Raw genomic sequence first — 23,369 nt, 5'->3', positions numbered from 1 at the left:
TTCCGGAGCCACCATGCGTACGCTTATTCTGCTGCTGGGCCTGCTGCTGAGCGGCTGTGCCGCACTGCACACCACGCCACAACCCCCGCCAGCGCCCACCACTCAGGCGCAGGAGATCACCCGCGCGCAAAGCTATGGCCTGCCGAAGCTTGGCACCGTCAGCGCCCATTCACGCGGCTCGCCGGATGATGTGCAGCGTGCGATCGCTGCACGCGCCAATCAGAGCGGTGCGGTTTACTATCAGATCCTGATGGTCGATGAGACCACCATGCCTGGCTTCTGGTATGCCACCGCCATTCTGTACGGCGCGCCCTCAGGCGGCAGTAGCACGCTGCAGTAAGCGTGCGTTCAGATCATCACTCAGCGCCTGTGCCGGGCGCGATGAGAGATAACGCGCGCACCAGCTGTCTGCCAGCGGCGGTTCTGCCGCTTTCAGCAGCACCGCGGCACTCGCCAGCCGAATCAGCATGTCGCTAACCTGCCGTGCCTGCTCTTCGCGCAGGTTGCCGAGCTGTAGCCGCAGCTGACGCCAGCAGCGATCGAAGTGGCGATTGCTGCCCTTCACCGCATCAAACTCATCCTGCAGCATGCTAAGCACCTCTGCATGCCGTCCCAGTACACGCAGCACATCAAGGCACATCACGTTACCCGAGCCCTCCCAGATACTGTTCACCGGCATCTCGCGATACAGGCGCGGCAGTTCACTCTCTTCGCAGTATCCAATGCCGCCCAGCACCTCCATGGCTTCAGCCACAAATGGCATACCGGCTTTGCAGATCACGAACTTTGCCGCCGGGGTGAACAGGCGTGCATACAGCCGTTCATGCGCGCTGGCCGGCGTTGACCAGGCGCGCGCCAGACGCAGCAGCAGCGCGGTTTGTCCCTCCAGCTGCAGTGCCTGCTGCGCCAGCACCGCGCGCATCAGCGGCTGATCGCTAAGGCTTTTGCCCATCACCTGACGCTGACCGGCGTGATGCAGCGCAATCGCCAGCGCGCGTCGCATCTGGCCATGGCTGCCGAGCGCGCAGTCAAAGCGCGTCATACCGCCCATTTTCAGGATCAGCCGCACGCCATCGCCCTCCTCACCCATCAACCAGCCGAAGGCATCCTGAAACTCCACTTCGGCACTGGCATTGGCGCGGTTGCCCAGCTTGTCTTTCAGACGTTCAAGACGAATGGCGTTGCGCGTGCCGTCCGGCAGCAGGCGCGGCAGAAAGAAGCAGCTCAGCCCGGCGGCGGTCTGCGCCAGAATCAGGTGCGCGTCGCTTTGCGGCACCGAGAAAAACCACTTGTGGCCGGTGATGCGCCAGGGTTCGCCCGGCGCACGCGTGCCAGGCGGTTCGGCGCGTGTGGTGTTGCTCAACACATCGGTGCCGCCCTGCTTCTCCGTCATGCCCATGCCAATCAGCAGGCCGCGCTTCTGGCTGCCGGGCAGATGATGCGCATCATACCGATCGCTCAGCAGCCGATCGTGCCAGTCGGCGTAGGGAGCGGGCAGATGGGTTTGCAGCAGCGGGATCGCGGCGTGAGTCATGGTTACCGGGCAGAGTGAACCGGCTTCCACCTGCGCATGCAGAATGAAACGCGCCGCGCGTGCCACCATGGCGCTGCCCTGCACGTCAGGCTGCCAGCTCAGGTTATGTAACCGGCTGGCGCACACGCCCTGCATCAGCAGATGCCAGGCAGGATGAAAGCGCACCTCGTCGAGCCGCTCACCGCGCGCGTCGTAACGCAGCAGCTCCGGCGGCTGTGCATTGGCCAGGCGACCTAATTCCAGTGACTCCGCGCTGCCGAGCTGCAGGCCGACGGACGCCAGCCATTCGCGGTCCCAGCCGGCCCCTTCACGCACCACCGCCTCGCACAGCGCGCTATCGCCGGTGAAGAGATTGCTGTTGCTGAGCGGAGATGGTTGATTGAATACGCTGTGAGTGGTCCAGGCCATGGCACTCTCCTCTCCTGTTGCCCGTACTGATGTGGCTATAAGTATGGAGAGGATGTGCAGTTATGCCTGGTACAGCTGAGGTTTTGCGGCGGCGATCACGCCTGGCGCTGACGCACCGCTTCGAACAGACAAACGCCGGTGGCCACCGAAACGTTGAGGGAAGAGACGCTGCCGGCCATCGGGATGCTGATCAGCTCATCGCAGTGTTCGCGCGTCAGGCGGCGCATGCCCTCTCCTTCCGCACCCATCACCAGCGCCATCGCGCCGGTCATTTTGCTCTGATACAGCGTGTGGTCTGCTTCACCAGCCGTGCCGACGATCCAGACGTTGTACTCCTGCAGCAGACGCATGGTGCGCGCCAGATTGGTGACGCGAATCAGCGGCACGTTTTCCGCCGCCCCGCTGGCGACTTTTTTCGCCGTGGCGTTGAGTGGTGCCGAACGGTCTTTCGGTACGATCACCGCATGCACACCCGCCGCATCGGCGCTGCGCAGGCAGGCGCCCAGGTTATGCGGATCGGTGACGCCATCCAGAATCAGCAGGAACGGCTGATCCAGTGAGGCCAGCAGATCCGGCAGATCGCCTTCCTGATAGTTTTTACCCGGCTTAACGCGCGCCACGATGCCCTGGTGCACGCCGCCTTCGACCTGGCCGTCGAGCCACTGGCGGTTGGCCAGCTGAATCACAATTCCCTGAGCTTCCAGTGCGGCGATCAGCGGCTGCAGGCGGCGATCATCGCGGCCTTTAAGGATAAAGACTTCCTGAAAACGCTGGGGATCACGCTCCAGCAGCGCCTGCACGGCGTGAATGCCAAAAATTATTTCACTCATTACTTTGCTCAAGGTTGGATGTATATCGTTGAATACAGAACATTAATCAGGCTGCGCGTTGGGGCGCAGCCTGCGAAACAGGTTGAGCAAGGTGCGTCAGCGCTGACGCACCTGGCCGCTGGCGGGTGAAGAGGCCATCAGGCTTCGCTGGCCTTCTTCTTCACTGCGCGCTTCGCCTTGGTTGCGGCGGCGATTTTACGGGTTTTTTCGGAGACTTTTTTGCTTTTTTTCTCGCTTTTATTCGCCGCAGGCGGCTGCTTCTCACCGCGGAAAGCGGCGTCCGGCTCAAAGTTGCCCTTGCGGCCCGCATCGCGTCGCCGCTTCGCCGGTGGCTTGCCGCCACGCTTCTCACGCTCGCGCGCGGTTTTTCCTTCACCGCGCGGTACGCGTTTGCTGGAGATCAGCGCGAAATCGATCTTGCGCTCATCCATGTGCACCGCGTCAACGCGCACTTCCACCGCATCACCCAGACGATAAGTGCGACCGCCGGATTCGCCAATCAGACGCTGGCCCACCGGATCGAAGCGGTAGTAATCATTGTCCAGCGTGGAGACGTGCACCAGGCCATCAATGAACAGATCGTTGAGGCGAACAAAGAAGCCAAAGCCGGTCACGCTGGAGATCACGCCGTTGAATACGTTACCCACCTGATCCTGCATAAAGTCGCACTTCAGCCAGTCGGCCACATCGCGCGTCGCTTCATCGGCACGGCGTTCGGTCATCGAACAGTGCTGACCCAGCTGCAGCATCTGCTGCATATCGTAGTGATAACCACCGGTTGGCGTGGTGTTGCCTTTTACCGTGCCCTGCTCTTTGGCCAGCAGATACTTGATGGCACGGTGCAGCAGCAGATCCGGATAGCGACGGATCGGCGAGGTAAAGTGCGCATACGACGCCAGCGCCAGGCCAAAGTGACCGCGGTTTTCCGGATCGTACACCGCCTGCTTCATCGAACGCAGCAGCATGGTTTGCAGCATTTCAGCATCCGGACGGTCGGCAATCTGCGTCAGCAGATCGGCATAATCGATCGGCTGCGGTTTCGACCCACCCGGCAGGCTGAGGCCCAGCTCGCCCAGCACGGTACGGAAGCTGGTGATGCTGTCTTCGCTCGGGCGATCGTGATCGCGGAACAGCGCCGGCTCCTGATGTTTCTCAACGAAACGCGCGGAGGCGATGTTGGCCAGAATCATGCACTCTTCAATCAGCTTGTGCGCATCGTTACGTACGGTGCGCTCCACGCGCTCAATGCGACGCTCAGCGTTGAAGATGAATTTGGCTTCGTCGGTTTCAAACGAGATGCCACCGCGCTGTTCGCGGGCGGTTTCCAGCACCTCATACATGCGGTGCAGCTCTTCGAGGTGCTTCACCTGCGCCGCATACTGTTCACGCAGCTCCGGGTTGCCCTGCAGAATGCTCCACACTTTGTTGTAGGTCAGACGCGCATGTGAGTTCATCACCGCTTCGTAATGTTTGAAGCCGGTGAGTTTACCGCTGGCCGAGATGGTCATCTCGCACACCATGCACAGGCGATCCACCTGCGGATTGAGCGAGCACAGGCCGTTCGAGAGGATCTCCGGCAGCATCGGTATCACCTGCGACGGGAAGTAGACCGAGGTGCCGCGCTGCTGCGCTTCGTTATCCAGCGCGGTGCCGGGACGCACGTAATAGCTAACGTCGGCAATTGCCACCCACAGGCGCCAGCCGCCGCCGCGTTTTTTCTCGCAGTAAACGGCGTCATCGAAGTCACGCGCGTCTTCACCGTCGATGGTCACCAGCGGCAGTTCACGCAGGTCGACGCGGCCTTTTTTCGCCGATTCCGGTACCTGCTCTTTCAGTCTGGAAATCTCTTTCTCGACTTCTTCCGGCCATGAGTGGGGAATTTCATGGGTGCGCAGCGCCATATCCACGGCCAGACCGGTGCCCATGTTGTCGCCGAGAATTTCTGTAATTTTGCCGATGGCTTTGCTGCGGCGCGTCGCGCGCTGCACGATCTCCACCACGACCACCGATCCCATGCGCGCATTCAGCGTCTCTTCCGCCGGGATCAGAATGTCAAAACTCAGACGGCTGTCGTCCGGTACCACGAAGCCGGTGCCGGCATCGGTGAAGTAGCGGCCAACAATCTGGCTGTTACGCGGTTCCAGCACGCGTACCACGCGCGCTTCACGCCGCCCTTTGCGGTCGGAGCCGCCCGGCTGGGCGAGGATGACATCACCGTGCAGGCAGAACTTCATCTGCTCCGCCGAGAGGTAGAAGTCATCTTTCTGACCATCAACGCGCAGGAAGCCGTAGCCATCGCGATGGCCAATCACTTTGCCGCGCAGTAAATCCAGACGCTCCGGCAGGGCGTAGCACTGGCGACGGGTGAACACCAGCTGGCCGTCACGCTCCATGGCGCGCAGGCGGCGACGCAGCGCTTCAAGCTGATCTTCGCTGGTGATGTTTAACTCTTCGGCGATCTCTTCGCGGCTCGCCGGCTTTTCACGCTTTTCTAATAGCGCGAGGATAAATTCCCGACTGGGAATAGGATTTTCGTACTTTTCAGCTTCTCTATCCTGAAAGGGATCTTTTGACATTACGGTTCCTCCGATGTCATTTATGTGGAATTGCCACCGGCGGTTCGGACAATAAGATGTGGTAAAGCGAATCGTTGTTTTGCACCAGGTCGGCGAGCGTATATTTATCCAGTTCCTGCAGGAATAGCTGGACCGCATTATTCAGCGCGCTACGCAGGCGACAGGCGGGATTTATCGCACACTCTTTACAGTTTACCAGCTGCAAAGGCTCCATTTTTCTCACGACATCGCCAATGACGATTTTTTCCGGGTCCATGCCTAAACGAATTCCGCCGTTTTTACCGCGTGTCGCGGCAACAAAGCCGGCCCGGCTCAGTTGATTGATGATTTTAACCATATGGTTACGCGATACCCCGTAGGTATCGGTGACTTCGGTAATGTTGGTCTGCTGACCTTGCGGCAATGTCGCCATGTAAATCAGGGCGCGCAGACCGAAATCGGTAAAACTTGTTAGCTGCACATGTACCTCAGTGAATCATCGATATTGTTGTTATAACGCCCGTGAGCGCTTCGATTAACATTGATGATAAACCAGTGTGGAAAACCCGGAGCGCTTTTTTCCTGTAACTCCCGAAACCAGCAGGAAAAAATGAAGTGAGCGGAGTCAAAGAGCAGATAAACGAAGGCCGGACAGTGTCCGGCCTGCAAAACGTGATTAAGCGTCGAACGGATCGCGCAGAATCATGGTCTCACTACGGTCGGGACCGGTTGAAATAATATCAATCGGCACGCCAGTCACTTCTTCAACACGTTTGATGTAATCACGTGCTGCCTGCGGCAGGCCTTCCAGTGTTTTAACACCAAAGGTGTTTTCACTCCAGCCCGGCAGAGTTTCATAAATCGGCTCGATGCCTTCCCAGCCTTCTGCCGCCAGCGGCGTGGTGGTCATCTCGCGGCCATCCGGCATACGGTAACCGACGCAGATTTTCACCTCTTTCAGGCCATCCAGCACGTCCAGTTTGGTCATGCAGAAGCCGGACAGGGAGTTGATCTGCACCGCACGGCGCACTGCAACCGCATCCAGCCAGCCGGTACGACGACGACGGCCTGTGGTGGCACCGAACTCATGACCTTTCTCACACAGGAACTCGCCGGTTTCATCAAACAGTTCGGTCGGGAATGGACCGGCACCAACGCGGGTGGAGTAAGCTTTGACGATGCCCAGCACGTAATCCACGTAACGTGGACCGATACCTGAACCGGTCGCCACGCCACCAGCAGTGGTGTTGGACGAAGTCACGTACGGATACGTACCGTGGTCGATATCCAGCAGCGTACCCTGTGCGCCTTCGAACATGATCAGGTCGCCACGCTTACGCGCGCCGTCCAGCAGTTCAGACACGTCAACGACCATGCCGGTCAGGATGTCGGCCACCGCCAGCACATCGCTCAGCACTTTATCGTAGTCTACTGCATCTTCTTTGTAGTAGTTCACCAGCTGGAAGTTGTAGAAATCAACGATCTCTTTCAGCTTCACGGCGAAGGTTTCTTTGTTGAACAGGTCGCTGACGCGCAGACCGCGACGGGCAACTTTATCTTCGTAGGCTGGGCCGATACCACGACCGGTGGTACCGATAGCTTTGGCACCGCGCGCTTTTTCACGCGCCAGGTCCATCGCCACATGGTATTGCAGAATCAGCGGACAAGCTTCAGAGATCAGCAGACGTTCACGTACCGGCACACCGCGCGCTTCCAGACCGTTCATCTCTTTCATCAGGGCTTCAGGCGACAGCACAACACCATTACCAATGATGCTGGTGACGTTTTCACGCAGGATGCCAGAGGGAATTAAGTGGAGGACGGTTTTCTCACCGTTGATGACAAGTGTATGGCCTGCATTGTGGCCACCCTGGTAACGCACAACATATTTCGCGCGTTCAGTCAGAAGGTCTACGATCTTACCTTTACCTTCATCACCCCATTGGGTGCCCAGTACGACGACGTTCTTACCCATTTTCTAAAATCACCGATTGCTTAAAAATGGATTCTACCATCGGATTTTCACTCTTTCAGCACTTTTAGCATACGATTGCGCTGTTTTTTGCCTGAGTTTTGATCACTACAACATGTTGGGGGCAATGCTCTGCAGCAGACACAATTTAGCCGTGCGGCAGCGCGCAGATTTTTGCTCAGCCATTCGCGTGCGTGCTCAGCATGGCGTAAATCACCACGCCCGCCACCACCAGCCCGCCGCCAAAACGGTGCAGTATACGGTCAGGTAACTGCGTCATCGCCAGAATCATGCGACGCCACAGGCGCGGCAGCAGCATCGGTCCTAATCCCTCCAGCACCAGCACCAAAGCCAGCGCCATCCAGACGGTTGTGTTCATTCTGTTTTCCCAAAAAAAAGGCCGACATCAGTGTCGGCCTCAAGGTTATAACAGTTATTAACGCGAGACGTTAGTTGGCGCCTTCATATAGCGGAAGAAATCGCTATCCGGGCTCAGCACCATCACGTCCTGATTGTCCGCGAAGCTGTTCTCATAGGCACGCAGGCTGCGGATAAAGGCATAGAAATCAGGATCCTGGCTGAAGGCGTCAGCGAACAGCTTGGCCGCTTCACCATCCCCTTCACCACGGCTGATCAGCGCCTGACGCTGCGCTTCTGCCAGCGTACGGGTTACCTGATAATCGGCCTGGGCGCGCAGTTTTTCCGCCTCTTCCTGACCCTGTGAGCGCTGGCTACGTGCTACCGCTTCACGCTCGGCGCGCATACGGTTGTAGATCGCGTCCGACACTTCGGTCGGCAGGTTGATCTGCTTGATGCGCACGTCGACCACCTGAATACCCAGCGCCGCCATACTGTTCGGGTTTGGCGCCGGCTCATTGCTGTTGGTCTCGCGCTCAACGCGGGCAGCCGCGCTGGCAATCGCATCGTCAGCGGCTGGCGTCTGCACTTCGTCGTCATTGCCGGCACTGCCGGTGTTCAGCGCATCGCGTACGTCGGTAGTCAGACGGCCACGCGAGTCGGTGACGATATCTTTCACATCAAGACGGCCCATTTCTGAACGCAGACGGTCGCTGAACTTACGTTTCAGCAGTACTTCCGCCTGAGATACATCGCCACCGCCGGTCGCGAGGTAGTAACGGCTGAAATCGCTGATGCGCCACTTGATGTAAGAGTCCACAATCAGGTCTTTCTTCTCTTTGGTGACGAAACGATCGGCCTGGTTATCCATGGTCTGGATGCGCGCATCCAGCGACTTCACGGTTTCGATAAACGGAATCTTGAAGTGCAGACCCGGTGCGTACACCTGCGGCTTGTTCTCATCATCACGCAGTACTTTACCAAAGCGCAGCACGATACCGCGCTGGCCTTCCTGCACCACGAACAGTGAGGCGTACAGCACCACCAGAACAACAATAATTACGGCGATGATTGGCTTACGCATCGATTACTCCCTCCCTTCGCGCTGGGTATCGTTACGCAGCGCATTGGCGCGACGCTGATCCATGATGCTGTCCGGACTATAGGATGAAGTGTCGCCGCGGCCGGCATTGCTGCCCGGTGACGACGGTAACTTCATCAGATTGGCATTGTTCTGACCGCTCTGGCCGCCTGCCTGGCCGCCACGCATCAGCTGATCCAGCGGCAGCACCATCAGGCTGTTGCCACGGTCGTTAACCAGCACTTTGCGGGTATGGCTGAGCACGCGCTCCATGCTTTCAATGTAGAGACGTTCTTTGGTGATCTGCGGTGCGGCTTTGTACTCCGGCAGCAGACGCGCGAACCGCGCCACTTCACCCTGCGCTTCCAGCACGGTACGCTCTTTGTAGGCTCGCGCCTCTTCAAGAATACGCTGCGCCTGGCCGTTAGCACGCGGCTGCACTTCGTTGGCGTACGCTTCAGCTTCACGCACGTACTGCTCGCGGTTTTCGCGGGCGGCAATCGCATCGTCAAACGCGGCTTTGACCTCTTCCGGTGGACGCGCCGCCTGGAAGTTGACGTCAAGCAGCGTAATACCCATGTTGTAAGGACGAATGGTTTCGTCGATTTCACGCTGGGTATCGCTACGCACGACGGTACGGCCTTCGGTGAGGATCCGGTCCATGGTCGAGCGGCCAATCACGCCGCGCAGCGCGCTGTCAGTAGCCTGACGTAAGCTGTCATCGGCACTGGTCACCGCATACAGGTAGCGCTCCGGATCGGTCACGCGGTACTGCACGTTCATCTCCACGCGCACCACGTTCTCGTCCGAAGTCAGCATCACGCCAGACGCCGCCAGCTCACGCACCGCTTCGACGTTGACGGCCCGCACCTGATCGATAAAGGTCGGTTTCCAGTTGAGGCCAGGCTCAACCAGATGGCTGAATTTGCCGAAACGCGTCACGACCCCGCGTTCCGCTTCTTTGATGGTGTAGAAACCACTGGCTGCCCAGATGACCACTGCCGCCACGGCGACAATGCCAACCAGTTTGCCACCGCTGCCGCCGCTGCGCTGGCCGTTATCGCTCTGTTTGCCACCGCCCAGTCCGCCGAGTTTTTTACTCAGCTTACGGAAGATATCATCCAGATCAGGAGGTCCCTGATCGCGACCTCCTTTATTTCCCCCAGAGTTGCCGCCTTGGTTATTGCTGCTTCCCCACGGGTCGCGGTCCTGTCCGTTATTTCCGGGCTGATTCCACGCCATGTCTCTACTCCATTTATTGTATATAAGTTTACCCTGCCACGTGCCGGGCACGTCTTGGGGTAAATGAGTTGGGCAACGGTCAAACAATATAGCTGGCGAGCTGCGGTTCCTGCTTGCACAAGCGGCGCCAGTCAACAATCGGCATTCGCACCTGCAAACCTACGCAGCCATCTTCTTCATTCCACTCTTTTTCAATCGCCTGCAGCTGATAGAAGCGGCTGCGCAGGCGGCCCGCTTCCGGCGGCAGACGTAAATCATACTGCGCCACTTCACCGGCTAAGCGCTCGGACAGCGCCTGCCACAGCAGCGGCAAACCGGCACCGCTCTGCGCCGACAGCCACACGCGCGTCGGCCGGTTCTCTTCGTCGCGATCGATACGCGGCTCAAAGCCATCCAGCATATCGATCTTATTCATCACCAGCAGCACCGGAATCTCATCGGCTTCAATCTCTGCCAGCACTTCGTTTACGGCGTCGATGTTGTCATTGACGCGCAAATCCGCGGCGTCAATCACGTGCAGCAGCAGCGACGCCTGACGGGTTTCCTGCAGGGTGGCTTTAAACGCCGCCACTAAGTCATGCGGCAGGTGACGGATAAAGCCTACCGTATCCGCCAGCACCACTTCGCCGACATCGGCCACGTTGAGGCGGCGCAGCGTCGGGTCCAGCGTGGCGAACAGCTGGTCGGCAGCATACACGTTGGCTGAAGTGATGGCGTTGAACAGGGTGGATTTGCCGGCGTTGGTGTAGCCCACCAGGGAGACGGTCGGCACATCGGCTTTCGCACGCGCCTGACGTCCCTGCTCACGCTGTTTTTCCACGCGTTCAAGGCGGGACAGAATCTGGCTGATGCGGCCGCGCAGTAAGCGCCGGTCGGTTTCCAGCTGGGTTTCACCCGGTCCACGCAGGCCGATACCGCCTTTCTGCCGCTCAAGGTGAGTCCATCCGCGCACCAGACGGGTAGCAAGATGGCGTAACTGTGCCAGCTCGACCTGCAATTTCCCTTCATGGGTGCGGGCGCGCTGGGCAAAAATATCGAGAATTAAGCCGGTGCGATCGATTACGCGACATTCGCACAGCCGCTCAAGATTACGTTCCTGAGCAGGGGATAAGGCATGATCGAATAAAACGACCGATGCTCCACTCGCTTTCACCGCATCGGCAATTTCAACTGCCTTTCCTTCACCGACAAAATATTTGGGATGTGGCGCTTTACGGCTGCCGGTAATCACTTGCAGCGCATCGACGCCCGCAGAAGAGACAAGAGTTTCAAACTCCTGCAAATCTTCCAGCTCTTTGTCTTGGGAGAACCAGATGTGTACCAGTACGGCCTGCTCACCGGCATCATAACGGTCAAACAAGCTATAACCTCGCTAAAATAAAATAACCAGGACGGGAAAACGCGCTCGCTCCCCAGCCCTGGCTTTACGGCCGTGCAGAATTACTCTGCGTTATCGCCGTCTTGTTGTGGCTGCGACTGAGCGCCCTGGTTGCTTCCGCCATGGTGGTAGTTACTGCCACCGCTGCCGCCCGCGTTGTTGCTATGGTGCGAAACCGGACGAGAAGGAACCACTGTAGAGATGGCGTGCTTATACACCATCTGGCTTACCGTGTTTTTCAACAGAATGACGAACTGATCAAAGGATTCAATTTGTCCCTGCAGCTTAATACCATTCACCAAATAGATCGAAACCGGTACACGTTCACGACGCAATGCGTTCAAAAACGGGTCTTGTAATGATTGCCCCTTAGCCATTCTATCTTTTCCTTATATGCTTGTTGTTTGTTACTTTGTGAACCGTGGTTCAGAAAAACTGCGTAAAAATTTGCGCACGATAACGGACCAATTGTACACAATCATCCCTGCTACGCACTAACAACCTGAAGCACCGCATTACGCGCTAATTCTGGCGCGTCACTGTCTAACCAGTGGACGTCGGGCCAGCCACGTAACCAGGTCATCTGGCGTTTAGCGAGCTGCCGGGTGGCGCAAATTCCCCGATAAACCATTTCGTCGTAATCGATTTCGCCAGACAGATAAGACCACATCTGACGGTAACCAACACAGCGAATGGAAGGCATGTCCGTATGCAAATCACCTCGTGCAAACAGTGCCCGAGCCTCCGCTTCAAAACCTGACGCTAACATCTGGTCGTAACGCAACGCGATGCGCTGGTGTAACAGTTCGCGGCTCGCCGGAGCGATAGCAAACTGGTACACATCGTAGGGTAACGCTTCACCGGCCGTTTTTGTCAGTTCCGTTAAAGTTTTACCCGAAATAAAAAAAACTTCCAGTGCTCGCGAAAGTCTCTGCGGATCATTCGGATGAATACGACTACCGGCGACCGGATCGATTTCACACAGCTGGCGGTGCAGGGCTTCCCAGCCTTTTTCCGCCGCCATTTGCTCTATTCGCTGACGCACTTCCGGATCGGCCGAGGGCAGCGGCGACAATCCTTCCAGCAACGCTTTGAAGTAAAGCATGGTTCCACCAACAAGCAGCGGAATCTTACCTTTTTGGGTAATCTCCGCCATTTCTGCCAGCGCATCGCGACGAAACTCAGCAGCGGAATAGCTCTCCGCCGGGTCGCGAATGTCCAGCAAGCGATGGGGTGCCTGCGCCAACTCCTGTGCCGACGGTTTCGCCGTGCCAATATCCATCCCGCGATAGATTAAGGCAGAGTCAACGCTAATAAGTTCCACCGGAAGTTGCTGACGCAGCGCAATGGCTAATGCCGTCTTACCGGAGGCGGTCGGCCCCATCAAAAAAATTGCCTTTGGCCGGCTAGCCTGGTTCAGTTCACTCATGCTTCAACGCGTTTAGCGCGCTCTCAATCTCAAGGGTCTGTAACAGACCTGAAGGCGGCGATTTCAGCAGATGCGGACAGAGCCGTTCGAGCTCTGCCAGCAGCGTGATCGCCTGCGAGTGATTCCAGTGAGGTTCTGCCGCATCATCGCGTCGCGCCAGCCACTGGGCCAGTGCGGAAGCAGAAACCTCTTGCTGCCGGGCGAGATAGCCTAACAGGTCTGGAATCAAGATTTGTAAATTTTGTGTTCGTAACGGTAAAGGGACAGCGCGCAGCGTCACATGCTGTCCTTCCCGTTGTAAATCAATGCCCATCTGGCTTAACAGCGCCGCCTGGGCAGCAATCACGCTTAACTCTTCGTGAGCGATTTTCAGCCGTACCGGGATCAGCAGCGGCTGCGGTTTGAGCCCCTCATCGCCGGGTTGCAGCTGGGCCTGTTTGAGCCAGCGCGCCGCCACGCTTAATGACAGCAGCTGCAACGTCTCCCCGCGCTCCAGCAGCGCATAGCGCTCGCGTAGCACGCTGAGCACCCGGCCAAAACTTTGCGTATGGGCGGCCAGCGGCGCTTCACGCGCGGGTGCCGGGCGTGGCGCGGGCGCGGGCGCGGGTTCAGCGGCCGGTGCGCGTGGCGTCTCCGCCGCCGGTGTTTTTATCAGCTGCTGATAAACCGCCCCTTCACGCGCGCGATAGCCCGGCTCTTTCGGCTGCCACTGGCCGCCCGTGCCGCCGGATGCCGCACTGCCACCGCTGCGCGCGCCGGTTGCCGGCTGGGCAAAGTGATTCGCTCCGGCGGCCTGGCGGTTCTCAGGCTGCCACTGCGGCGGTGGCTCTTCGGCATGGGCCAGCGGCAATTCGGCGCTGCGACTGGCCTGCAGCACGCTCATCACGCCCTGCCAGATAAAGTCATGCACCAGACGCGACTGATGAAAACGCACCTCATGCTTCGCGGGATGCACGTTGACATCCACCTGGTGCGGGTCAATCTCCAGATACAGCACATAGGCTGGCTGCTGATCTTCACCGAGCTGGGTTTGATAGGCCTGGCGGATGGCGTGATTAATCAGCTTGTCGCGCATCATGCGACCGTTAACGTAGCAGTACTGCAGGTCGGAAACCTGACGCGACCCCGCCGGATCGGCCACCCAGCCGCGCAGCGCCAGATCGTCGTGCTGCCAGTCAATGCGCAGCGCGTGCTGCATGAAAGGCGTCCCGCAGATGGCGCCCAGACGCCGCTCGCGCTGCGCCTCCTGCGTCACGCCGCGATACTGACGCACCAGCTTGCCGTTGTGCGTCAGCGAAATGGCAACGTCGAAACGCGCCAGCGCAATGCGGCGAATCACCTCATCAATATGGGTGAACTCGGTCTTTTCGGTGCGCATGAATTTTCGGCGGGCAGGCGTGTTGTAGAACAGATCGAGCACTTCCAGCGAGGTCCCCACCGGGTGGGCGGCGGGTTTGACCGTCACCGCCATATCGCGCCCTTCGGCATAGGCCTGCCAGGCTTCCTGCTGATCGGCGGTGCGCGACGTCAGCGTCAGGCGCGACACCGAGCTGATACTCGCCAGCGCTTCGCCGCGAAAGCCGAGGCTGACAATCGCCTCCAGATCATCCAGCGAGGCGATTTTGCTGGTGGCGTGGCGGGCCAGCGCCATCGCCAGTTCATCTCTGGCGATGCCGCAGCCGTTGTCGCGGATGCGGATCAGCTTTGCACCGCCTTTCTCAATATCGACCTCAATGCGCGTCGCTCCGGCATCAAGGCTGTTTTCCACCAGCTCTTTTACGACCGAGGCCGGGCGCTCAACCACTTCGCCAGCGGCAATCTGGTTCGCCAGCTGAGGCGGTAAAATCTGTATTGGCATGGTGGTGATCCTTATCAGGTATGGGCTGCGCGCAGCCCCTCATCAGGATTGTGGAATCTTTAAATTTTGCCCCAGCATCACGTTGCTCGACTTCATGTTATTCGCCTGCATGATGGCTTTCGGGCTGACGCCGTACTTCGCGGCAATCGCCGTCAGCGAATCACCGCGCACCACTTTGTGCCGCGCCGGACGGCTGGCCGCGGTGCTGACGCCGGAACCGGCCGGCACTTTCAGCCGCTGGCCGACCCACACCACATCGCGCTTCAGGTTATTCAGCTCGCGCAGCGTCGCCATGCTGACCCCGTATCGCGCGGCAATGCCGGACAGCGTCTCGCCGCGCGTCACGGTATGGCGCTGGGTAGCACCGGTGTACTGCACGGTGCCGGTCGCCGGGTTGCTGGCGACGCTAACCGCTGGTGCGCGATCCAGCGGCCGGTTTTCCTCCTTTGGGACCGATTGCAGCGGATGCGCGAGGAAATAGTTACGCAGTCCTTTGTAAATCGACTGGGCAATCTTTTCCTGATACGCGCTGCTGCCAAGCAGCCGCTCCTCCCCGGCGTTACTGATAAAGCCGGTTTCAACCAGTAAAGAAGGGATGTCCGGCGAACGCAGCACGCCGAGGCTGGCATGTTCCGGCAGACGTTTGTGCAACGGCGTTACGCCGCGCAGCTGCTGCAGTACTTTGACCGCCACGTCATAGCCGACGCGCTGTGAATGGCCAAACTGCAGATCCAGCACCGCCTGGCTCAGGTAAGGATCGGCCTGGCTGTTCGCCAGCAGATCGCCCGCGCCGCCCAGCAGCTCAGACTGTTTCTCTTTCTGCTCCAGCCAGTTAGCCATTTCGCTATTGGCACGACGGTTGGACAGCACCCAAACCGAAGCCCCGGTGGCAGAGTGATTCGGTGCGGCGTCGGCGTGAATCGATACCAGCAGGTTAGCGTTCTCTTTACGCGCCACCTCGGAACGGCCCATCACCGAAATAAAGTAGTCGCCGTTACGCGTCAGCACCGGTTTGAACATCGGGTCCTGATCCATCAGCGCTTTAAGCTTACGGGCAATGGCGATGGTGACATTCTTTTCATGCAAACCATGCTGGCCCGAGGCGCCCGGATCCTGACCGCCGTGTCCGGCATCAATCGCCACGATCACCGCATCGTTACGGCTGACCGCGCCGCCCGGACGCACCGTGGTGTTGCTGCTGGTCACCGCCGTCACCGGATTGGCGTTGAACGGATTGCCCTGGCTGGTCGTAGCGCTGTCGCTCTGGCGCGCACGCGTCACCGGTGCGGCCGCCGTGCTGCGTCTGGCGGGCTGCGTTCCGCTGATGGTGAACACCACGCGGTACTGATTGCCGTCACGCTGCGTACTGGCGCGCGTTTTCGCCGCCTGCGTCAGCTCAAACACCAGCCGGATGCTCTGCTTATCCTTCGGCTGGCTGTTGCGAATACGTTTGACGATGTTATCGCCGCTAAAGTTGAGCGGCAGGCCCTGAATACTGCCGCTCTGGCGAATATCCAGCACCACCCGGTTCGGGTTGTGCAGCGGAAAGAAGCCATACACCGGCTGGCCGTTAAAGCTCAGGGTCACCGTCGCCTGGCTGTCGCCGTTATCGACTTTGATATCCGATAGTGTCGCGGCCAGCGCCGACGAGGAGAACAGACACAGCAGGGCGAGCATCATCCCGGTAACGCGTGACATCATGCCGGTTCCCTGCCCTGCTGAAACTGCTGCAGCAGCGTGTTGCCGAGCGGCGAATGCGCGCTGATTTCCGCTGCGCGCGCGCTGGCGACGTAGCTTAGCGTCAGTGCCAGATCCGGCTCTGGCAGCACACCTGCGCCCTGCTGCGGCCACTCAACCAGGCAAAGCGCGTCGCCGCTGAAGTAGTCACGGATGCCCATAAACTCCAGCTCTTCCGGGTCGGCGAGGCGATAGAGATCGAAATGGTACAGGCTACGGTCGCCCAGCTGATAGGGCTCAACCAGCGTATAGGTTGGACTTTTGACGTTGCCCTGATGGCCAAGCGCCTGCAAAAAGCCGCGGCTGAAGGTGGTTTTACCGGCACCCAGATCGCCATACAGATAGATCACCACCGCGCTGCTGCAAACGCGGGCCAGTTGCGCACCCAGATTCAGGGTTGCCGCCTCATCGGGCAAAGGAATAACACAGGTCTTCATGCTTTATTGTTGGATCATCTCTGGATTAACAAACTGCCACAGCAGTGCGAACAAATCAGTGGCTAACATGCCGCGCGTCCCGCGCTGTCGCGCTACCGCATCCGCCGCGGCACCGTGCGCGACACAGCCCGCACAGGCGGCGTCAAACAGGGTGGCCTGCTGGCCCAACAGGGCGGCGATAATACCGCTCAGCACATCGCCCATACCGCCGGACGCCATGCCTGCATTGCCGACATCCGCAATCGCCATGTCGCCCGTCGCGCTGGCAATTACCGTACCGGCACCTTTCAGCACCACCACGCCGCCGTAGCGGTTTGCCAGGGTCTGCGCGGCGTGTAAGCGGTCACTCTCAATCTCTGCGGTTTTCACCCCGAGCAGGCGTGCTGCCTCGCCGGGATGCGGCGTAATGATGCGATTCTGACGGTTATCTGCATTGATTGCCAGCAGGTTAAGCGCATCAGCATCCCAAAGCATCGGCTTTTCACTCAGTGCCACCTTTTTCAGTGCCTTCTGAGCCCATTCACGCTGGCCAAGACCGGGACCGATGGCAATGACATCCGCCCACGCCAGCGCGTCGTCCAGCCGCGCGTCGCTCAGGGCATCCACCATCAGCTCCGGTCGTGCGCTGAGAATCGGACCAATATTATCTTCATGCGTTAACACCCGCACAAGCCCGGCACCGCTGCGCAGCGCCGCTTCGCCGGTCATGCGGATCGCGCCGGCCGTGCCGCTGTCGCCGCCGACCACCAGCAAACGGCCGTGATCGCCCTTATGCGAGGTGGCTTTGCGCGGCTTCAGCCAGCGCGGTAAATCCGCTGCAGCGTAGCGATGAATCGGCGCCGGCTCGCCAGCCAGAAACGTGTCCAGGCCAAGCGTCGCGCAATGCAGCACGCCGACGTGGTCACGCGCTTTGCCGGTGAGCTGACCGGGCTTCAGCGCAATCATACTTAGCGTACAGTCCGCCACGACTGCCGCCCCTGGCGTGGTGCCGGTCGCCGCCACCAGCCCGGAAGGGATATCGACGGCAAACACCGGCGCGGCGTGCGCGTTGACCTGTTCGATCAGCGACTGATAAGGCGCGGCAGGCGCGCGATTCAGCCCGGTGCCCAGCAGCGCATCAACAATCACGTCGATGTGTTCCGGCCAGGCAGCGTCGGCGGCATGAATCACGCCGCCCGCCGCCAGCCAGCCGTCGCGCGCCTGCTGTGCTTCTTCCGGCAGCGGACGTTCGCTGTCACAGGCCAGCAGCGTCACGCTCAGCCCGGCGGCCTGCGCCAGCCGCGCCACCACGTAGCCATCACCGCCGTTATTACCGTGGCCGCATAAAATCAGCCAGTGCTGCGCCTGCGGCCACTGCTGGCGAATCCGTTCATAACTGGCCTGCCCGGCGCGCTGCATCAGTTCATACAGCGTCAGGCCCAGGCTATCGGCGGCGTCGCACTCCAGTTGCGGCATGGCCTGCGCAGGCCAGACAGAGTGTGGTAAACTGCGTGCGTTTGCTTCAATTGCCTGGTCTCTCATGTCATACCCTCTCGATCTTCAACAGCTCGCTCAACAGATTAAACAGTGGGGGCGCGAACTCGGCTTTCAGCAGGTGGGTATTTGCGATACCGACCTGAGCGCCGAAGAGCCGAAACTGCAGCAGTGGCTGGAGAAACAGTATCACGGCGAGATGGACTGGATGGCGCGTCACGGTATGATGCGCGCCCGTCCGCATGAACTGCTGCCCGGCACGCTGCGCGTGATCAGCGTACGCATGAACTATCTTCCGGCCAAAGCCGCGTTTGCCAGCACGTTAAAAAACCCGCAGCTGGGTTATGTCAGCCGCTACGCGCTGGGCCGCGATTACCACAAAGTATTGCGCAATCGACTGAAAAAGCTCGGAGAAAAAATCCAGGCCCACTGCGGCGCACTCAATTTTCGTCCGTTTGTTGACTCCGCGCCGATTCTGGAGCGGCCGATTGCCGTCAAAGCCGGACTCGGCTGGACCGGCAAACATTCGCTGGTGCTTAATCGCGAAGCCGGCTCATGGTTTTTCCTCGGCGAACTGCTGATTGATCTACCGCTGCCGGTGGATGAGCCGCAGCAAGAGCAGTGCGGCCGCTGCGTCGCCTGCATGACCATCTGCCCGACCGGCGCCATCGTCGAACCTTATGTCGTCGATGCGCGCCGCTGCATCTCCTATCTCACCATTGAACTGGAAGGCGCCATTCCCGAAGCGCTGCGCCCGCTGATCGGCAACCGCATTTACGGCTGTGACGACTGCCAGCTGATCTGCCCGTGGAATCGCTATGGTCAGCTGACCGACGAAGAGGATTTTTCGCCGCGCGCGGTGCTGCACGCGCCGCAGCTGGTCGAACTGTTCGGCTGGGATGAAGCCCGTTTTCTGCGCGTCACGGAAGGCTCCGCCATTCGCCGCATCGGCCATCTGCGCTGGCTGCGTAACGTAGCGGTGGCGCTGGGTAATGCGCCCTGGGCACCCGAGAATCTCACGGCATTAGAACAGCGGCGCGGTGAACATCCGCTGCTGGATGAGCACATTGACTGGGCGATAGCGCAACAGCGGCAAAAGCGCGCGGCGCAGGCGATAGAGGTGCAATCGGCACAGCAGCAGCGGCTGGTGCGCGCCGTCGAGAAAGGGTTACCGCGTGATGCATGATTGAGCAATCGCGCAGGATATTATGCTTTTCCACATGCTGTGAATAAAATTATTTCCCCGAATAGTGACGTGGATCGTTATTTCGTCTAAAAGGGGCATTCACAGTCTGAAATATCATTTACCCAATAAAAAACATAGAGTTAGATAATTACTGTAAACATTTACGTCGGGTTTTGCACGCAGGGGCTTGTCCAGAGCTTGTGGATAACTCTGTTCAAAACGGTTTTGCAGATAGGGTAAAACGCCGTCAGCACGTTGCGGGCGCATTGTGGATAACCTGTAAGATTACTGCAACAGACGCAGACATCTCAGGCACTCACGCGGCGTGCAAAATTTCCAGATAACAAACGGAACCGCACAGGTAAAACGACTGCAGCAGTTGTATGTCTGATTGCGCCCGGGGGCAAATAACTTTAGTGAATATGAAAATCTGGAGCGGGAAACGAGACTCGAACTCGCGACCCCGACCTTGGCAAGGTCGTGCTCTACCAACTGAGCTATTCCCGCATAATCTTCGTATTTTAGTCTGCCACGGCGTTGGCTGCCTTCGCTCACCCAGGTCACTTACTCGTGTAAGCTCCCAGGGATTCGCTCAGTTGCCGCCTTGTTGCAAACTCAAATACTCGATTATGTACCGGCATTCTTAAGTCACAACAACCGCAAAAAGACTAAATCCGTGATTTGGATGGCGTACTGCAACAGAGACTGGAGCGGGAAACGAGACTCGAACTCGCGACCCCGACCTTGGCAAGGTCGTGCTCTACCAACTGAGCTATTCCCGCATAATCGTCGTCTTTCATTGCGCTGCGGCGTTAACGGCCTGGACGCGGCTGAAATCCTTGATTCTGATGCATTACTTTTTACTGCACGTTCTGGAGCGGGAAACGAGACTCGAACTCGCGACCCCGACCTTGGCAAGGTCGTGCTCTACCAACTGAGCTATTCCCGCATCATTGTCTTTCAATCTGCTGCGGCATTGACCGCCTTAGCGCAACTGAACTACCTGATTCAGAACATTTGTTACTTTTACTGCTCCGTACCTGCTGTAAATTCTTCACCGGTACGGGGTGCGCATTATACGAGAAATCCTTCCCGCCGCAAGCGTTGCAAAGCAAAATTTTGCGCTTTGCGCGCGTTTGCTGTTTTAATCGGCAAACTGCTGCTTTCCTGCGCACCCGCGTTGATTTACAGCTGCAGGAAGTGCTCGCGGTAGTAGGCCAGCTCGGCAATGGACTCGCGAATGTCGTCCAGCGCCTGATGCGTACCGGCCTTTTTAAAGCCTGGCAGAATCTCTGGCTTCCAGCGGCGCGCCAGCTCTTTCAGCGTGCTGACATCGAGATAGCGGTAGTGGAAATAGGCTTCCAGCTCCGGCATGTACTTAAACAGGAAGCGGCGATCCTGGCCAATGCTGTTGCCGCAAATCGGTGAGGTGTTGGCCGGAACCCACTGCTGCAGAAACGCAATCGTCGCCTGCTCCGCCGCACGATCGTCATGCTGGCTGGCCTTCACGCGCGCAACCAGCCCGCTATTGGTGTGGGTGCGTACATTCCAGTCATCCATCAGCGCCAGCTGCGCATCGGACTGATGCACCGCCAGTACCGGACCTTCGGCCAGAATGTTGAGGTTGGCGTCCGTTACAATGGTGGCGATCTCAATAATGCGATCGCGCTCCGGATCCAGTCCGGTCATTTCCAGGTCGATCCAAATCAGATTGTTTTCATTTCCCGCTGTCATGCATTTCCCGCCTGTTGCCAAAGTCGTCATTAGCCTGAATTAAGGTGTATCATAGACGTTTTGCCCAGCGGGGCGAAGCCTGGCGAAAGCGTGAGAGGATGCGTGAGCAAAAATAAATTGTCGAAGGGTCAACAACGTCGCGTGAGCGCCAACCATCAGCGTCGTCTGCAGCAACGGAACGAAAAGCCGGAACCGGACGACAGCCTGTTTGGTGAAGCCTCTGAAGGCGTAGTGATCAGCCGCTTTGGCATGCACGCGGATGTGGAAGACAGCGCCGGCGAGGTGCATCGCTGTAATATCCGCCGCACCATTCGCTCGCTGGTCACCGGTGACCGCGTAGTGTGGCGCGCCGCCGGCGAAAACGGTGGCAAAGGTATTGTTGAAGCCGTACACCCGCGCCAGACGGTGCTGACGCGTCCGGACTTCTATGACGGCGTGAAACCAATCGCCGCCAACATTGATCAGATCATAATTGTGTCGGCGATCCTGCCGGAGCTGTCGCTGAACATTATCGATCGCTATCTGGTGGCCAGCGAAACGCTCGGCGTGGAGCCGCTGCTGGTACTGAATAAAACCGATCTGCTGGATGACGACGCGCGGGCGTTTGTCGATGAGCAGATGGATATCTATCGCCACATTGGCTATCGCGTACTGATGGTGTCGAGCCGCGCCAAAGATGGACTGAAGGATCTGGAAGCGGCGCTCACCGGCCGGGTCAGCATTTTTGCCGGCCAGTCGGGCGTGGGTAAATCCAGCCTGCTGAACAATCTGCTCGGCCTCGACCTGGCAGGCGATGAGATCCTGACCAATGATGTGTCGGACGTGTCCGGCCTCGGCCAGCACACCACCACCGCCTCACGGCTGTATCACTTCCCGCACGGCGGCGATGTCATCGATTCGCCTGGCGTGCGCGAGTTCGGTTTGTGGCATCTGGAGCCGGAACAAATTACTCAGGGATTTGTCGAATTTCGTGAATTTCTCGGCGGTTGCAAGTTCCGTGACTGCAAGCACGACAACGACCCAGGCTGCGCCATCCGCGAAGCGGTGGAGAACGGGATCATCGACATTTCACGCTTCGATAACTACCACCGTATTCTGGAGAGCATGGCGCAGGTAAAAACGCGTAAAAACTTTTCCGCCAGCGAAGATTAACGGGTACAACGGCACATTCGCCAACTGACCGGGGCGCTGCTACAATCCGCCCCCTTTTGTGTAAACCAAACGTTATTAAGCCAGGAGGCAACGGTGTTTGATCGTTTTAAACTCGGCCTGAATCACATTCTGCCTAAAAAAGCGCTGACCGAACTCGCCGGTTGGGGCGCCAGCCGCCGCGCTGGCTGGCTGACCAAAGCGGTCATCGACATTTTTGTCTGGTTCTACAAAGTGGATATGGCGGAAGCCAGCAAGCCGCACACCGGCAGCTACCGCACCTTTAATGACTTCTTTGTACGCCCGTTAAAAGAGGGTGCGCGCCCTATCGATCCGGACGCTTCGCTGCTGGCCTTGCCAGCCGATGGCGCCATCAGCCAGCTGGGCCGTATTGCTGGCGATCAGATCTTCCAGGCCAAAGGCCACACCTACTCGCTGCAGGCGCTGCTGGCCGGCAATGACGATCTGGCGGAAAAATTTGTCGACGGTGAGTTCGTTACCACTTACCTTGCGCCGCGCGACTACCACCGCGTGCACATGCCGTGTAACGGCATCCTGCGCGAAATGATCTACGTGCCGGGCGATCTCTACTCGGTTAACCCGCTGACCGCGCGCAACATCCCGAACCTGTTTGCCCGTAACGAACGCGTGATCTGCGTATTCGATACCGATCACGGCCCGATGGTGCAGATCCTCGTGGGCGCCACCATCGTCGGCAGCATCGAAACCGTCTGGGCCGGCACCGTGACGCCGCCGCGCGAAGGGGTGATCAAACGCTGGCGCTACCCATCTGCCGATCATGATGGCGCGGTCGTGCTGCTGAAAGGTCAGGAGATGGGCCGCTTTAAGCTGGGCTCGACGGTGATCAACCTGTTCGCGCCGAACCGCGTTAAGCTGGCTGAAAGCCTTGAAGCCGAAAGCAAAACCCGCCTGGGTCAGCCGCTGGCTATCGCCCTGCCGCAGCCCGGCGACAGCGCTCCGCTCATCGACTAATTCCGGGAAACACCGC

Annotated in this window: 20 protein-coding genes and 3 tRNA genes; 4 read left to right on the top strand and 19 right to left on the bottom strand. The window is 58.8% G+C overall.

The features are described from left to right. The first annotated feature begins 13 nt into the window (after nucleotides 1–13). Nucleotides 14–340, top strand: a complete 327-nt coding sequence (gene bsmA / locus C1N56_RS01985; RefSeq protein WP_021509754.1) for a biofilm peroxide resistance protein BsmA — start codon at nucleotides 14–16, stop codon at nucleotides 338–340. On the opposite strand, the gene C1N56_RS01980 is transcribed toward bsmA, so the two are convergent. From C1N56_RS01980 to nnr, 15 genes are all read right to left on the bottom strand, one after another. Continuing rightward, entirely contained in the window at nucleotides 314–1,942 is a 1,629-nt protein-coding gene (locus tag C1N56_RS01980) for an isovaleryl-CoA dehydrogenase (RefSeq protein ID WP_288420934.1), read from the bottom strand. The genes bsmA and C1N56_RS01980 overlap by 27 nt on opposite strands. A 95-nt stretch (nucleotides 1,943–2,037) precedes the next feature. Continuing rightward, nucleotides 2,038–2,772, bottom strand: a complete 735-nt coding sequence (rlmB, locus tag C1N56_RS01975) for a 23S rRNA (guanosine(2251)-2'-O)-methyltransferase RlmB (protein WP_021509756.1) — start codon at nucleotides 2,770–2,772, stop codon at nucleotides 2,038–2,040. A 137-nt stretch (nucleotides 2,773–2,909) separates the two neighbouring features. After that, nucleotides 2,910–5,348 (bottom strand): ribonuclease R, encoded by a 2,439-nt coding sequence (gene rnr / locus C1N56_RS01970; protein WP_058771339.1) that lies wholly within the window; start codon nucleotides 5,346–5,348, stop codon nucleotides 2,910–2,912. Nucleotides 5,349–5,364: 16 nt separating this feature from the next. Beyond that, on the bottom strand, nucleotides 5,365–5,808 hold the full coding sequence (gene nsrR, locus C1N56_RS01965) for a nitric oxide-sensing transcriptional repressor NsrR (protein ID WP_021509758.1): 444 nt from the start codon (nucleotides 5,806–5,808) through the stop codon (nucleotides 5,365–5,367). 195 nt (nucleotides 5,809–6,003) lie between these two features. Continuing rightward, the gene (locus C1N56_RS01960) at nucleotides 6,004–7,302 is read right to left on the bottom strand and encodes an adenylosuccinate synthase (RefSeq protein ID WP_125309934.1); all 1,299 of its coding nucleotides are present in this window, start codon (nucleotides 7,300–7,302) and stop codon (nucleotides 6,004–6,006) included. A gap of 175 nt (nucleotides 7,303–7,477) precedes the next feature. Then, nucleotides 7,478–7,678: a DUF2065 domain-containing protein gene (locus C1N56_RS01955; RefSeq protein WP_031280157.1), complete on the bottom strand. Its 201-nt coding sequence runs from the start codon at nucleotides 7,676–7,678 to the stop codon at nucleotides 7,478–7,480. A 57-nt stretch (nucleotides 7,679–7,735) separates the two neighbouring features. Next, complete coding sequence (gene hflC, locus C1N56_RS01950; protein WP_021509761.1) at nucleotides 7,736–8,740, bottom strand: protease modulator HflC; 1,005 nt, start codon at nucleotides 8,738–8,740, stop codon at nucleotides 7,736–7,738. Between the two features lie 3 nt (nucleotides 8,741–8,743). Then, nucleotides 8,744–9,979: an FtsH protease activity modulator HflK gene (gene hflK / locus C1N56_RS01945; protein ID WP_021509762.1), complete on the bottom strand. Its 1,236-nt coding sequence runs from the start codon at nucleotides 9,977–9,979 to the stop codon at nucleotides 8,744–8,746. Nucleotides 9,980–10,058: 79 nt separating this feature from the next. Beyond that, nucleotides 10,059–11,339 (bottom strand): ribosome rescue GTPase HflX, encoded by a 1,281-nt coding sequence (hflX, locus tag C1N56_RS01940; RefSeq protein ID WP_021509763.1) that lies wholly within the window; start codon nucleotides 11,337–11,339, stop codon nucleotides 10,059–10,061. Between the two features lie 80 nt (nucleotides 11,340–11,419). Beyond that, nucleotides 11,420–11,734 carry an RNA chaperone Hfq gene (gene hfq / locus C1N56_RS01935; protein ID WP_010618006.1) on the bottom strand — a complete coding sequence of 105 codons (315 nt, stop codon included), beginning with the start codon at nucleotides 11,732–11,734 and terminating at the stop codon, nucleotides 11,420–11,422. Between the two features lie 110 nt (nucleotides 11,735–11,844). After that, on the bottom strand, nucleotides 11,845–12,786 hold the full coding sequence (gene miaA / locus C1N56_RS01930) for a tRNA (adenosine(37)-N6)-dimethylallyltransferase MiaA (protein ID WP_031280158.1): 942 nt from the start codon (nucleotides 12,784–12,786) through the stop codon (nucleotides 11,845–11,847). Continuing rightward, the gene (gene mutL / locus C1N56_RS01925; RefSeq protein WP_394517038.1) at nucleotides 12,779–14,644 is read right to left on the bottom strand and encodes a DNA mismatch repair endonuclease MutL; all 1,866 of its coding nucleotides are present in this window, start codon (nucleotides 14,642–14,644) and stop codon (nucleotides 12,779–12,781) included. The genes miaA and mutL overlap by 8 nt, the downstream gene beginning before the upstream one ends. Before the next feature lie 42 nt (nucleotides 14,645–14,686). Then, the gene (amiB, locus tag C1N56_RS01920) at nucleotides 14,687–16,345 is read right to left on the bottom strand and encodes an N-acetylmuramoyl-L-alanine amidase AmiB (RefSeq protein WP_394517037.1); all 1,659 of its coding nucleotides are present in this window, start codon (nucleotides 16,343–16,345) and stop codon (nucleotides 14,687–14,689) included. Beyond that, nucleotides 16,342–16,818, bottom strand: a complete 477-nt coding sequence (tsaE, locus tag C1N56_RS01915; protein WP_058771343.1) for a tRNA (adenosine(37)-N6)-threonylcarbamoyltransferase complex ATPase subunit type 1 TsaE — start codon at nucleotides 16,816–16,818, stop codon at nucleotides 16,342–16,344. Before tsaE ends, amiB begins: the two co-directional genes overlap by 4 nt. 3 nt (nucleotides 16,819–16,821) lie before the next feature. Beyond that, complete coding sequence (gene nnr / locus C1N56_RS01910) at nucleotides 16,822–18,339, bottom strand: bifunctional ADP-dependent NAD(P)H-hydrate dehydratase/NAD(P)H-hydrate epimerase (protein WP_394517036.1); 1,518 nt, start codon at nucleotides 18,337–18,339, stop codon at nucleotides 16,822–16,824. Here nnr and queG point away from each other — a divergent pair. Further along, nucleotides 18,338–19,477 carry a tRNA epoxyqueuosine(34) reductase QueG gene (gene queG / locus C1N56_RS01905; protein WP_394517035.1) on the top strand — a complete coding sequence of 380 codons (1,140 nt, stop codon included), beginning with the start codon at nucleotides 18,338–18,340 and terminating at the stop codon, nucleotides 19,475–19,477. The two genes, nnr and queG, sit on opposite strands and share 2 nt — an antisense overlap. Before the next feature lie 431 nt (nucleotides 19,478–19,908). Here the strand turns inward: queG and C1N56_RS01900 are convergent. The 4 genes from C1N56_RS01900 to orn all read right to left on the bottom strand — a co-directional run bounded on the left by C1N56_RS01900 (nucleotide 19,909) and on the right by orn (nucleotide 21,211). Beyond that, nucleotides 19,909–19,984 (bottom strand) — tRNA-Gly (locus tag C1N56_RS01900). 199 nt (nucleotides 19,985–20,183) lie between these two features. After that, nucleotides 20,184–20,259: transfer RNA gene (locus C1N56_RS01895), tRNA-Gly, on the bottom strand. Nucleotides 20,260–20,350: 91 nt separating this feature from the next. After that, a tRNA-Gly gene (locus C1N56_RS01890) sits at nucleotides 20,351–20,426 on the bottom strand. Nucleotides 20,427–20,662: 236 nt separating this feature from the next. Then, on the bottom strand, nucleotides 20,663–21,211 hold the full coding sequence (orn, locus tag C1N56_RS01885; RefSeq protein ID WP_021508132.1) for an oligoribonuclease: 549 nt from the start codon (nucleotides 21,209–21,211) through the stop codon (nucleotides 20,663–20,665). A gap of 102 nt (nucleotides 21,212–21,313) precedes the next feature. Here orn and rsgA point away from each other — a divergent pair, with 102 nt between their 5' ends. Together rsgA and asd are read left to right on the top strand one after the other, a co-directional pair. After that, nucleotides 21,314–22,363 carry a small ribosomal subunit biogenesis GTPase RsgA gene (rsgA, locus tag C1N56_RS01880; protein WP_031279822.1) on the top strand — a complete coding sequence of 350 codons (1,050 nt, stop codon included), beginning with the start codon at nucleotides 21,314–21,316 and terminating at the stop codon, nucleotides 22,361–22,363. Nucleotides 22,364–22,456: 93 nt separating this feature from the next. After that, a complete protein-coding gene (asd, locus tag C1N56_RS01875) occupies nucleotides 22,457–23,353 on the top strand; it encodes an archaetidylserine decarboxylase (RefSeq protein WP_021508134.1) in 897 nt (298 codons plus the stop codon). Nucleotides 23,354–23,369 lie beyond the last annotated feature (16 nt).

This window comes from Pantoea sp. SGAir0175, assembly GCF_043547855.1.
This window is presented reverse-complemented; position numbering and strand designations above follow the sequence as displayed.